General features: G+C 29.2%; 10 protein-coding genes. All 10 read left to right on the forward strand.

Going from position 1 to position 12,771, the window contains the following annotated elements; genetic code table 11:
* Positions 1 to 574: 574 nt before the first annotated feature.
* Positions 575 to 1,924 carry a chromosomal replication initiator protein DnaA gene (dnaA, locus tag F1564_RS00005; protein ID WP_018451387.1) on the forward strand — a complete coding sequence of 450 codons (1,350 nt, stop codon included), beginning with the start codon at positions 575 to 577 and terminating at the stop codon, positions 1,922 to 1,924.
* Positions 1,925 to 2,540: 616 nt separating this feature from the next.
* Positions 2,541 to 2,774 carry a S4 domain-containing protein YaaA gene (gene yaaA / locus F1564_RS00010; RefSeq protein WP_018451389.1) on the forward strand — a complete coding sequence of 78 codons (234 nt, stop codon included), beginning with the start codon at positions 2,541 to 2,543 and terminating at the stop codon, positions 2,772 to 2,774.
* Positions 2,775 to 2,821: 47 nt separating this feature from the next.
* Complete coding sequence (recF, locus tag F1564_RS00015; RefSeq protein WP_018451390.1) at positions 2,822 to 3,940, forward strand: DNA replication/repair protein RecF; 1,119 nt, start codon at positions 2,822 to 2,824, stop codon at positions 3,938 to 3,940.
* Entirely contained in the window at positions 3,927 to 4,970 is a 1,044-nt protein-coding gene (locus F1564_RS00020; protein WP_018451391.1) for a DciA family protein, read from the forward strand. Before recF ends, F1564_RS00020 begins: the two co-directional genes overlap by 14 nt.
* 141 nt (positions 4,971 to 5,111) lie before the next feature.
* Positions 5,112 to 5,900, forward strand: coding sequence for a spherulation-specific family 4 protein (locus F1564_RS00025; protein WP_018451392.1), 789 nt, complete (start codon positions 5,112 to 5,114; stop codon positions 5,898 to 5,900).
* Positions 5,901 to 6,021: 121 nt separating this feature from the next.
* Positions 6,022 to 7,050 carry a tetratricopeptide repeat protein gene (locus F1564_RS00030; protein WP_018451393.1) on the forward strand — a complete coding sequence of 343 codons (1,029 nt, stop codon included), beginning with the start codon at positions 6,022 to 6,024 and terminating at the stop codon, positions 7,048 to 7,050.
* Positions 7,051 to 7,078: 28 nt separating this feature from the next.
* Positions 7,079 to 7,993, forward strand: a complete 915-nt coding sequence (locus tag F1564_RS00035; protein ID WP_026231301.1) for a hypothetical protein — start codon at positions 7,079 to 7,081, stop codon at positions 7,991 to 7,993.
* A gap of 238 nt (positions 7,994 to 8,231) precedes the next feature.
* Positions 8,232 to 10,124 (forward strand): tRNA uridine-5-carboxymethylaminomethyl(34) synthesis enzyme MnmG, encoded by a 1,893-nt coding sequence (mnmG, locus tag F1564_RS00040; protein WP_018451395.1) that lies wholly within the window; start codon positions 8,232 to 8,234, stop codon positions 10,122 to 10,124.
* Positions 10,125 to 10,352: 228 nt separating this feature from the next.
* The gene (pth, locus tag F1564_RS00045; protein ID WP_018451396.1) at positions 10,353 to 10,919 is read left to right on the forward strand and encodes an aminoacyl-tRNA hydrolase; all 567 of its coding nucleotides are present in this window, start codon (positions 10,353 to 10,355) and stop codon (positions 10,917 to 10,919) included.
* A gap of 209 nt (positions 10,920 to 11,128) precedes the next feature.
* Complete coding sequence (locus F1564_RS00050) at positions 11,129 to 12,766, forward strand: AAA family ATPase (RefSeq protein WP_018451397.1); 1,638 nt, start codon at positions 11,129 to 11,131, stop codon at positions 12,764 to 12,766.
* Positions 12,767 to 12,771: the final 5 nt, after the last annotated feature.

Here is a 12,771-nt window from a genome sequence, read left to right on the forward strand (position 1 = left end):
AATTAGTTATTTCTATATAAAATTTATCTTACTTAAATAAGTCATTTGAAGAATAAAAAAGTTTATTTTCTAATTTGTAACTTTTATTTTAATTATTAAAATGTTTTTTTGAATAGTATTTTCAATTTTCCACATTCCTATAATAACTAATATAATATATATTACTATATATATTATTATTATGCACTGTGGAAATGTGGAAACACCGATGAATAAAGGGATTGCCAGAGAATAACCTGTGGAAAACTTTTGCTGATTTTGTGGAAAACTTTTTTCCACAAAGTTGTCCACACGCTTATCAACATAAGATGTGGAAAACTAAATTAGTTGTGGAAAACCTGTGGAAAGTCTCTAAAAATCGGGATGTAAAATTTTGTGGGAAAGTATAAAAATAAATGATACAGCTATTATAAATATTGGGTTAATGGATATTTTTAATATGTGGAAAAGTGTGTGGAAAACTTTTTTTCAAAATCTTGATTATTTATTTTATATATGTTATAGTTAAATCAAATTAGAGACTACACGATGGTGATTCACTATAAATTATAATATTAAAGAAGGGAAATAGCAGATGGATGTCGTGAAATTGTGGGAAAAAGTAAAAAAAATTATGAAAAGGAAGATTAATGAAGGAGAGTTTGAACTTTTTTTTGAGAATGTAAAGGCAGTAAAAATAGAAGATAATGTATTTACACTTACTTGTAATTCCAAGTTAATAAAGGAAAGTGTGGAAAAGTATAAAAGCCAGATGGAAGAAATTGTGGAAATTGTGACAGATGAGGAAATTAAAATGAACTTTGAAGTAAAAAAACAGGATGTAATGCTGTATAAATCTGAAACACACAGATTTCCGAAACAAGCAAGGGAAAAAGCTCCAATTCATACAGGATTAAATCCTAAACATAGGCTTGATAATTTTGTAGTTGGGGAAAACAGCAGGCTAGCATATAACGCATGTCTTGCAGTTGTGAAAAATCCGACTGTTTATAATCCACTTTTCATCTTTGGAAGCTCAGGGCTTGGAAAAACTCATCTTATGCAGGCTGTGGGAAATACAATTTTAGAAAAAGATCCAACAAAACGAGTTTATTACTCCACTTCAGAAGAATTTGCAAATGAGTTTTTCAAAGTTTTAAATAGTGGACGGATTCAGCATTTTCGTGACACCTTTCGTGCTTTAGACGTGCTTCTTTTGGATGACATACAGTTTTTTGAAAAGGTGTTTGGACGTGGAGAAGGAACTGTGGAAGAGGAGTTTTTCCACACCTTTAACAAGTTGCAGGAACTAGGAAAGCAAATAATAATGATAAGCGACAAGTCGCCAAAGGAAATAAAAAATTTGTCAAAACGTCTAGAATCAAGATTTTTGTCAGGCTTAACTGTGGAAATACAAAGTCCAGGCTATGAAACTCGCATGATGATTTTAAAAAATATGGCAGAAGCACAAGGAATCGAGATAGATGACAGTATACTAGAATATATTTCAGATTCCTTAAATACAAATGTAAGGGAATTGGAAGGAACGCTTACAAACCTTAACGCAAGGGCAAAACTGTTAAATGAACAAATAACATTGGAATTAGTGCAGGAAATGCTTATGCACAATGTAAAGCGGGAACAATCTAAAATGACAGCTCAAAAAGTAATAGAAATGATTTCTGCACATTATAGCGTCAGTGTGGCCGATATGAAATCTAAAAAACGTCAAAAAAAGATAGTTGAAACAAGACAAACCGCAATGTATCTTTTAAAAAACAATGATGATCTTGATTTAAGCCTGACTGCAATCGGTGGACTTTTTGGTGGAAAAGATCATAGTACAGTTATAAGCAGTATTAGAAAAATTGATAAGAAAATAAAGGAAGATATTGTATTTAAGAAGGAAATTGACACGTTAAATAAGAAAATATTCAAGGTATAAAAGATTGTGGAAAGTATGTGGAAAACTTTGTTGGAAACTCACACCAAAAGATCTAGAGTTTTCCACAGTGGAAAAGTTTTTCAACAATCTAAATTTTTATAAATATTTATTATAAAAACAATTATATTTTTATTAATAAAAAAAATAATTTTTAATGTTGTGGAAAAGTAAAAAATAATTATCCACAGTATGTTGAAAAGTTTTCCACAAAAATTGTGGAAAAAGATTGGTAAAATTTCCGATTAAAACTAGTATTGTGGAAAAGTTAAATCTTATTGTGTAAAACTGTAATTTAGTTATCCACATTATTAAAAAAGATTTTCCACATTTGTTGATAAAATAATATTAGTTAATTTTTAGTTAAATATAAATTGTTAAAAAATTATATAAATAAAAAATATGAAAAGTTTTCCACATAGACAAAAATTATATCCACAATGCAATGTGGAAAAATAATTGATTAGAGAAGATAGTAAAGATGAGGATAAAATGCAATTGTGGAAAAGATGTGGAAAAAATTGTGGAAAAAGTTTTCCACAAAAAAAATGAGTTTTCCACAGAAAAATTAACCATTAATTTTATTAATGATTAAAAAAAAATAGAAGGAGAAAAGAAAATGAAAAATATAGATAGTGAAATTGAAGAAATTACGATAAATACAGAGTTTATAAAATTGGATCAGCTTTTGAAGTGGGCAAACTTTACAGGTTCTGGAGTGGAAGCGAAAATGTTTATTTTGAATGGAGAAGTGAAAGTAAATGATGCTGTGGAAACTAGACGTGGGAAAAAAATTTATGATGGGGATGTTGTGGAGTTTGCTGGGGAAAAGATAGTTATAAGAATAAAATAGAAATAATTTTTTGAGATTTAGTATAGTTTGAAGGGGAAAAAATAGCAATGTATTTGGATCAGATTAGTTTTAATAACTTTCGGTGCCTTGTGGATGGAAAGTTGAAGTTTGACAGGTATTTTAATTTAATATATGGGAGAAATGGACAGGGAAAGACATCACTTATTGAGGCTGTCTATTTTTTAGCTACGGGGAAAAGTTTTAGGACTAAGAAGGTTAAGGAGATTCGCAAGTATAATTTGAACAGGTTAATTGTGTTTGGGAAATACCAGCATAGGGATTTATCAGAAAATGTTATTGCTATTGATGTGAATGAGGATAGGAGGGATTTTTATATTGACAGGGAAAAAAATAAATATATAAATTATGTGGGACTTTTGAATATTATTTCATTTATTCCTGAAGATATTGAGCTAATTATTGGGAATCCTGGAGTTAGGAGAAGTTTTTTTAATTATGAAATTTCGCAGGCAAAAAGGGAATATTTGCAGTCGATTGTAAATTTTGAGAAAATATTGAAGGTGAGAAATAAACTTATAAAGGAAAAAAAGACTGGAGAGGAAATTTATAGGATTTATAATGAGAAATTTATCGAGGAAGGGCTGAATATTGTTTTAAATCGTCAGGAATTTATAAAAAAATTGTCAATTTTGCTGAATTTAAATTATAGAAAATTATTTGATGAAAATTCAGAGCTTAGATTAAAATATGACTGTTTTCTTGGGGATGTGGAAAAAAAGAGCAGGGAAGAGTTAAAGGAAAATTTTGAGTTAATGTGTAAAAGAAAAAGTGAAAGGGAAAAATTTTTGGGGTATAGTTTGCTTGGACCACAAAAGGATGATTTTATCTTTGAATTAAATGGGAAAAATGCAAAGGCATATTCTTCTCAAGGAGAAAAAAAATCTATAATTTTTTCGCTGAAAATCTCAGAAATTGATATTTTAATAAAAGAAAAAAATGAGTATCCGATCTTTATTATGGATGACATTGCTTCGTATTTTGATGAAGTGAGAAAAAAGAGCATTTTAAATTATTTTTTGAATAAAAAAATTCAATGCTTTATAACTTCAACAGAGGATTTGGGGATAGAAGGGAAAAAATTCATTGTGGAAAAGGGAAAAGTTATAGAAAAAATAAATAAAAGGATTGAAAATGGAAGGAATTAGAGAATTAAAAAGTTTAGCATTAGAGGCGATTGAGAAAAAAAGTTCGCTTTGGAAAAATGAGAAATATATTTTTTTTAAAATTAAAAGAAATTGGAAGCAGATCGTGAATGGTCCGATTGGTGAAAAAACTTATGCGAAGGGGCTGTTTAATAAAAATTTGGTTGTGGTTATTAATGATAATGTTATTTATCATACAGCAATAATGTGTACAGAGGTTATAAAGGAGAAAATAAATACTTTCTTGAATGGAGAATTTGTGGAAAGTATCGAGTTTGTAAAAATAAATTATAAAGTAAAACGTGATTTGCTGGATGAACTTATTGAAAATGAGGAAAATAGGGGGACAATTCGGATTGGAGAAATTCTGAGAGGAAATGCTGGAGAAAAAAGGAAAAATGTTGAATTGGAAAATAAAATTACAGAAAAGATAAGGGATATTGTGCTTTCTTCAAAGGAAATTAAGGAAATTCATGAGAATATTGATAAAATTGATAAAAAATACGAGGACATTGCTAGAAGTTTGGAAAAAATTGCAATAAAATTGAAAAAAAGAGAAAAATATTTGAAAAGTATTGGATATGTTGAATGTGAGAAATGTAAAATTCTATTTTTACAGGAAAGCAATGAAAAAATGTGTTTTGAATGCAGAATGAATGAGAAAAATCAGAAATTTCAGAAAATGTCAAATTTGATAAAAGATAATCCATACATGTCTGAAAAACAAGCAGTCAGAATAACAGATACAGATAAATCCACATATTATAAGGCACGGGATATCTTGGCACAGCAGACTTATAACGATATGCTTTATTATTGTGTCGAAAAAAATAAGGAAATTTCTATAAATGGAGATTATGAGTTTGAAATTAGGAGTGAATCACGGGAAGATGTGGAAAAATGGATAAAAAATTATGTGGATTATAAAATTGGGAGTGATAATGAGGAAGTTTTTAGGATTGAAAGGAAGGCGATTTTGAGAAGGTTGAAAAGGGATGTTAGGTTTAGGCTTGAAAATAGTAGGAAATATTGATCTTATTTTATCATTTTATTGAAAAATTACAATTATTTCAAAAAATATGTTAAAATAATATATCTTGTATTATTTTTTATTTAATAGCATTTGCTACTGGCTATTTGATTTAAAAGGAGTGAAAGAGGGTAAAAATAAATAATGAAAAAAATATTTTTGATAGTTGGAATAATGTTGGGAATTAATGGATTTTCAAGCGAAAATATTGATAACAATGCAAAAATGAAGCAGTCTGTAATAGTTACAGCATATACTTATCCAGATGGAAAAAATTCCTTTTGGGATGATATTTTGGCACTTGGGAAAGATAAAATTCCCTATGTGCTGATAAATCCAGATAACGGAGCAGGGAAAAAAGTTGAAATGCATTATCTGGCTCAAATTATGAAAAATAAGGAAGCTGAGATAAAAAACATTGCTTATATTTCTACAAATTATCAGAAAAGAAATATTGAGAAAGTAAAAGATGAAGTTGACAGGTATTTTGAGTTTTACGGCAAAGATAATATAAATGGATTCTTTTTTGATGAAATTGCTTTAGATACTTTGCAGCAGGTAAATTATATGAGGGAAATTTTTGATTATGTAAAAGGGAAGTCTAAAAGTAATCTTGTAATTGCTAATCCAGGAGCACCGATTACTGATGCAATTTCGCCTTATGCGGATATTTTTGTGACAAGTGAGGTAAGTGCAAATGTGTATATTAATAAGTTTGAGAAGCCCAAATCTGATTTTGAAAAAAATAAGGTGAATGCAAAACATATCTGGCATATTGTGCACAGCGCTAATCCTAAGGAATATGCAAAGATTATAAGATTATCAAGAGAGAGAAATGCAGGGTGGCTGATGATAACAGATGATGTTATTCCAAATCCTTATGACAGGAAGCCATCTAAATTTGTAGAAATGGTAAATATGATTAATAATTGATTTTATTATTATCATTAGATTTGCTAGAAAGTAACCAAAAATAAAAAAATTAAATTTGAAAAATACTGTATTAATAGACTTTTATAAATTACAAAAGAATTTAAATATAAATGGAGAAAAAATGTATATTAAAGAATTATTGAAGGAAGCGGATAAGTCGATGGAAAATTACAAGTATGATGATGCGCTTGTGTATTTGAAGTCAGTGCTTGAAATTGATGAGAGCAACTATTCGGCGCTTATGACACTTTCCAAAATTTATACAGATTTTGGGATGTTTGAGGAAGCGAAGGAGTATGCTGAAAAATTGTATAAAAAGTATCCTGAGAGTAAGGATACACTTTTTACGTTGGGATTTATTTATCAGTCGCTTGGGAGACTGAAAAAGGCGATTTCGCTTTATAAAAAATTTTTAGAAATAGAAAAAAATTATTTTGTGTATCTTAACATGGGAATGTCCTACGCTTTATTGAAGTATTATAGAAAGGCAATTGAAAATATTAATATGGCGATAGAAATGGAGCCTGAAAGCTCAGAAGCGTATGTTGAAAAGGGGGATTGCCTTACAATGATGGGAAAATATGATGATGCGATTTCTGAATATGAAAAATTGCTGAATTCTAAATTTAATGAGGTGGAGGAATTTTCGCTTTATGCACGAATGGGCGATACGATGGCTTATACGAATGATATAAAGGAAGTTATAAAATATTATAATATTGCTATAAATTGTGAAAATGTGGAAGATTACATATTTGAAGATTATTTTGAGATATTATTTAGAGCAGAACAATATGAGGAAATAAGACTTTTGCTTTTAAATTATGAAAATGCAACGAATGAAAATAAGGAGCTTTCACGAATAAAAATGCTGAATTTGCAAGGAAGATTTTTTGTGAAAGTTGCAGATTATGAAAACGCACAGAAAGTTTGTGATAAAATGATAATTTTAGAGCCTGAAAATTTTCGCCATTATGTGAATTTAGCTTATGTTCTAGAATTACAGCATAAATACGATGAGGCACTTGAATATGTAGATAAAATGGGAAAAATTATGGAAGATAAGGAATTTACAAAGGAACTGAAAAAAAGAATAAAGAAAAATAAGAAAAAATTTGAAAAGGAAAATAAGGAAAGATCTGAAAAATAAAAAATTTGGAAGTTATGGAGATTTTAATATGGAAGAAAAAAAATTTGAAGTTAATGGTAAATATGATGAAGAAATATTAATTAACATATTAAAAAATTTTGATAAAGCTGGGGAATATGTTGTAGAACCTGGGAGAAATGAGATAAAAAGATTTGAGATAAATTTTGAAAACAATTTGGAAAAAGTAAGTAAGAAAAGAAAAAAACATAACAAAATTGATGATTTTAAAAAGAAAAAAATGATAAATATAAAAAAATTTAAGCAAAAGGATTTTATTACAAATTTTTTTTACAAATTTAAAGGTTCAAAGGCAAAACGTTCTTATGAATATGCAAAAAAATTATTGAAATATAAAATAAAGACACCAGAGCCGATTGCTTATTTTGATGAATTTGTGAATGAGGATAATAAAAAAAACAGTTATTATATAAGCGAAGAATTAAAATATGATTTTACCTGCAGGGAAGTTTTCTGGCCTGAAGATATTGAGGAGGAAAAGGCTAAGCAAGGTGAAAATTATAAAATAAATGAAGAAATGGAAAGAATGCTTTCCAAAGTGGAAAAAAATCGTGAAAAAATAATAAAGCAGTTTGCAAAATTTTCGTTTAATTTGCATGAAAATGGAGTGGAATTTGAGGATTATTCTCCTGGAAATGTACTAATTAAAGATAAAAGCGGGAATTATGACTTTTATCTTGTGGATTTAAATAGAATGAAATTTAACGTGAAACTTAATTTAAATAGAAGAATGAAAAATGTGTCAAGAATGATGGAGAATGAAAAAATAGCTAGAATTTTTGCTAATGAATATGCGAAGTGTTATAAACAGCGGGAAGAGATAGTTTTTAGATATTTGAGATATTATATTAGAAAACATAAGAGATATGTATATTTTAAGGATATTACTCGTCCAGTAAGGAATGTTTTTAAAAGAAAAAAATAATATAGTCTTATTTGATAATTTTAAAAACTAAAAGATTTTATATTTAAAGTTTATACAAAGTATTTTTATAAATGATTTTTTATTTCATTTTTATGTTTTTTCTATTTTTATAAAGCAAAGGGAAAAAATTACTAATAAAATTAATAAATAAAAATTTAAGATTATAAAAAAGCCTTTTAGAATTAGAATTTGAATAAGTTTAGCAAAAAAATAATAAGTTGAAAGGAAAATTTAAAAAATGAAAAATTATGACATAATTGTTGTTGGAGCGGGACATGCTGGGGTGGAAGCAGCTCTTGCTGCGGCAAGACATGGATTGAAAACAGCGTTATTTACAATATATCTTGACAATATTGCGATGATGTCGTGCAATCCGTCGGTTGGAGGGCCGGGAAAAAGCCATCTGGTGTCAGAACTTGGAATGCTTGGCGGAGAAATGGCAAGGCATATTGACAATTACAATTTGCAGTTAAAGAATTTGAATCATACGAAGGGTCTGGCTTCACGAATTACAAGGGCTCAAGCCGATAAATACTGGTATAGGGTTAAAATGAGGGAAATTATCGAAAAGCAGGAAAATCTGGATTTGGTACAGGGAATAGTTGTGGATTTGATTGTGGAAAATAAAAAGGTTATGGGAGTTGAAGACAATCTTGGGATAAAATATGGTGCAAAGGCTGTTGTTTTGTGTACAGGGACGTTCTTGGGCGGAGAATATGTGATGGGAGATGTAAAATATTCTTCAGGGCGGCAAGGAGAGCCTGCAAGTGTGGATTTACCTAATAAACTTGTGGAATATGGCTTTGAGCTGGATAGATACCAGACTGCCACTCCTCCGAGAATTGCCAAATCTTCAATTGATTTTTCAAAAACAGAGGAATTAAAGGGAGAGGACAAGCCACGATATTTTTCTTACGAAACAAAAAAAGAATATAATTCTACTTTACCAACTTGGCTTACATTCACCACACCTGAAACAATAAGAGTGGGACAGGAAATGCTTAAATATTCGCCCATTGTTACTGGAATTGTAAGTACGAAGGGTCCACGACATTGTCCTTCACTTGATAGGAAGATTATGAACTTTCCAGAAAAAACAAATCATCAGATATTTCTGGAGCAGGAATCTATAGAATCTGACGAAATCTACATAAATGGATTTACGACAGCAATGCCTCCATTTGCACAGGAAGCAATGTTAAAGACGATTAGTGGGCTAGAAAATGCCAAAATTGTACGTTACGGGTATGCTGTGGAATATAACTTTGTACCTGCGTATCAGTTAAAATTAACTCTTGAAACAAAAGTTCTGGATGGACTTTACACAGCGGGAACGATTAATGGAACGAGCGGATATGAAGAGGCTGCCTGTCAAGGATTTATGGCAGGAGTGAATGCTGCGAGAAAAATTTTAGGGAAAAAGGAAATTGTGATTGACAGAAGTGAAGGATATATAGGGGTTTTGATTGATGATATAATAAATAAAAAAACGGCAGAGCCTTATCGTGTACTGCCTTCAAGAGCTGAATACAGACTGACTTTGCGTCAAGATAACATTTTTATAAGACTTTTGGAAAAAGCGAAGGAAATTGGGTTATTAAATGCTGAAAAATTAGCCGAACTTAAAAATACGTGTCAGGAAATTGAAAATGAAGTTGAAAGATTGAAAGGAATTACGGTTTATCCGACTAAGGAAAATAATGAAAAATTACTTGAAATTGTAGAAAAACAAAATCAATCTGAAAGTGCGGAAATTGAAAAAAATAGTAAAAATAGCATGAACAGCCCTGTTTCAGCCTTTGAATTTCTTGCAAGAAAAGAAATTAACTATGATAATTTAAGTGAATTTGTGGAAACTGTGGAATTATCAAATTTAGCGAAGGAACAAGTGGAAATAAATGCAAAATATAACGTATTTATTGAAAGAGAAAAGGCACAGATTGAGAAGTTTAAAAAGCTGGAAAAAATGGTAATTCCAAAGGACTTTGACTATGAAAGCGTCAAAGGGCTTAGCAATATTGCTATTTCTGGGCTTGTGTATGGACAGCCTGAAACGATTGGACAGGCTAGTAGAATTAGTGGAGTTACTTATAATGATATTTCGCTTTTAATTGCAATTTTGAAGAATTAAAAATATTATATTAATTGAAATTCATAAATTTTTATGAATGATAAATAAAATAAGAATAGATGACTGTAAAAGTAAAATTTTTAAAAAATTATCAATAATGTATTCACAGTAAGAGGTTAAGACCTCTTGTCAGAAAGTGGAGAAAGTAAGAAATTAAACATAAAGAAATACAGTGTTTATTGGAGTTTTTAGAATTTTACAAATGATTAAAAAAGGAGAAGTAATTTAATGAAATTAATAGTAGGACTTGGAAATCCTGGAGAACAGTATAAATTAACAAGGCATAATATTGGGTTTATATTTATTGATGAATATTTGAAGGAAAATAATATAAGCGATATGAGGGAAAAATTTAAATCGCTATTTGTTCAGACAAATTATAATGGGGATAAGGTTTTTTATCAAAAGCCGACTACATTTATGAATTTGAGTGGAGAAGCGATTGGAGAGGCTGTCAGATTTTTTAAGATTGATCCAAAAACTGAACTTTTTGTAATTTATGATGATATGGATATGCAGTTTGGAAAATTGAAAATTAAGCAAAATGGAAGTGCTGGTGGGCATAATGGGATAAAATCCATTATTTCACATGTTGGAAATGAATTTGTACGGATAAAGTTTGGAATTGGAAAGCCGAAGACGAAAGAAGAGACATTGGGATTTGTACTTGGGAAATTTTCACCTGAAGAAAAGGAAGTTTTAAAAGATTCGAGAGAAAAAATTTTTAATTTGATTGATGATATAAAAGATGATATGACAACTCAAAAATTAATGAATAAATATAACACTAAATAAATTGTTTAATATAATAATGGCTCTGTTGCAGGTCTTTTTATCAAGAAGTGAAGGTGAAGGACTGATAAAAAAATAATTATCTTCATTTGTAGATAATTAATATAAAATAATAAAAAAAGTGGGAAAAAAATTCTATAGGAATTTTGGATAAAATAAAATCAAGTTAAAAATAATTCAGTAGAAAAAAGAAAAAATAATGGAGTAATTTTATGAGAAAAAAAGCTGTTCCTGTGGGGATTGAAGATTTTGAAAGAATAATAAATGAAGACTACTATTACGTAGATAAAACGATGCTAATAGAGAAATTATTGATAAACAGAACTCCTGTGACGCTTTTTACAAGACCACGTAGATTCGGAAAAACACTGAATATGTCGATGTTGAAATATTTTTTTGATGTGAAAGATAAAGAAGAGAATAAAAAGCTTTTTGAAAATTTGAAAATATATGATAGTGAATATATGAGCGAACAGGGAAAATATCCTGTAATTTTCATTTCATTGAAGGATTTAAAAGAAGATACTTGGGAGGAATGTCTTGAAAGCATTAAGGATATCATGTATAAAATTTTTAATGAATATAACTTTTTAAGGGAAAAATTAAATATTGTTGAAAAAAGACAATTTGATAAAATTTGGGAAATAACAGGAAATGAGAGAAATTTTAAAACTTCGCTTTTAGATTTATCAAATTATTTAAATAAATATTATGGAGAAAAAGTCATAATTTTGATAGATGAATATGATGCTCCAATAATAAATGCTTTTGATAAAGGATATTACAATGAAGCAATCAATTTTTTTCAAACATTTTACAGTTCAGCACTAAAGACAAACAATTCCTTGAAATATGGTATTTTGACAGGAATAACAAGGATTATAAAGGAAGGGATATTTTCTGGCTTAAATAATCTTTATGTGAATACAATTTTAAGTAAGGATTATTTAGAATATTTTGGGCTCTTTGAGAGCGAAGTGATTGAAATGCTTGAGTATTTTGATATGAAATATAAGATTGAAGAGGTTAGAGAATGGTATGATGGATATATTTTTGGAGAAAGTGAAGTATACAATCCTTGGTCTATTGTAAATTATGTGAGAGAAAAAGAAATTAAAGCATACTGGGCAAATGTTTCAGGGAATACACTTTTGGAGAATATGCTTGATAATGCTGGAGAAAGTGTCTACGATGACTTAAAACGATTTACTGACGGAGAAAGCATTGAAAAATATATTTCAGATGGAACTACGATAAAAAGTCTTTTAAATAATGATGATGAAATATGGCAATTACTCTTATACAGCGGGTATTTGACAAAGGATGAAAAGCAGAAGGAAATAGATGTAACTTCAGAATATACAGATGTTTATAACTTGAGAATTCCAAATAAGGAAATACGAAAATATTTTGGGAATATGTTCTTAAATAGATTTTTTGGAACAGAAGTGAAAACGAATACTTTGATAAAAGCTCTTGAAAATGGAGACATTAAGAAATTTGAGAAAACATTGGGAGAAATAATGATAAATATGCTGAGTCATTTTGATTTAGATAAGGAAATGGAGAAGATTTATCAAGTATTTATGATAGGGCTTGTAGGATTTTTGATGGGGAAATATGAGATTATTTCAAATGATGAGAGTGGATATGGAAGATATGACCTTGCGATGATTCCGATAAAAAGTAATGAGAAGGCTTACCTTATGGAATTTAAAATATCGAAGACGAAAAAGGGGATGGAAGAGAAAGCACAGAAGGCGTTAAAACAGATTGATGAGAAAAAATATGATACGAAGCTGAAGGCAAGAGGGATAAAGAATATTTTGAAGATTCAGATAGTTCAATAAGAATT

Source organism: Leptotrichia shahii (assembly GCF_008327825.1).
GTDB classification, from domain to species: Bacteria; Fusobacteriota; Fusobacteriia; order Fusobacteriales; family Leptotrichiaceae; genus Leptotrichia; species Leptotrichia shahii.

Bases quoted from the DNA above. Each gene is read 5' to 3' on its own strand.
- recF (WP_018451390.1), top strand. From the start codon at position 2,822: ATGTATTTGGATCAGATTAGTTTTAATAACTTTCGGTGCCTTGTGGAT.
- yaaA (WP_018451389.1), top strand. From the start codon at position 2,541: ATGAAAAATATAGATAGTGAAATTGAAGAAATTACGATAAATACAGAG.
- pth (WP_018451396.1), top strand. From the start codon at position 10,353: ATGAAATTAATAGTAGGACTTGGAAATCCTGGAGAACAGTATAAATTA.
- F1564_RS00050 (WP_018451397.1), top strand. From the start codon at position 11,129: ATGAGAAAAAAAGCTGTTCCTGTGGGGATTGAAGATTTTGAAAGAATA.
- dnaA (WP_018451387.1), top strand. From the start codon at position 575: ATGGATGTCGTGAAATTGTGGGAAAAAGTAAAAAAAATTATGAAAAGG.
- F1564_RS00035 (WP_026231301.1), top strand. From the start codon at position 7,079: ATGGAAGAAAAAAAATTTGAAGTTAATGGTAAATATGATGAAGAAATA.
- F1564_RS00020 (WP_018451391.1), top strand. From the start codon at position 3,927: ATGGAAGGAATTAGAGAATTAAAAAGTTTAGCATTAGAGGCGATTGAG.
- F1564_RS00030 (WP_018451393.1), top strand. From the start codon at position 6,022: ATGTATATTAAAGAATTATTGAAGGAAGCGGATAAGTCGATGGAAAAT.
- mnmG (WP_018451395.1), top strand. From the start codon at position 8,232: ATGAAAAATTATGACATAATTGTTGTTGGAGCGGGACATGCTGGGGTG.
- F1564_RS00025 (WP_018451392.1), top strand. From the start codon at position 5,112: ATGAAAAAAATATTTTTGATAGTTGGAATAATGTTGGGAATTAATGGA.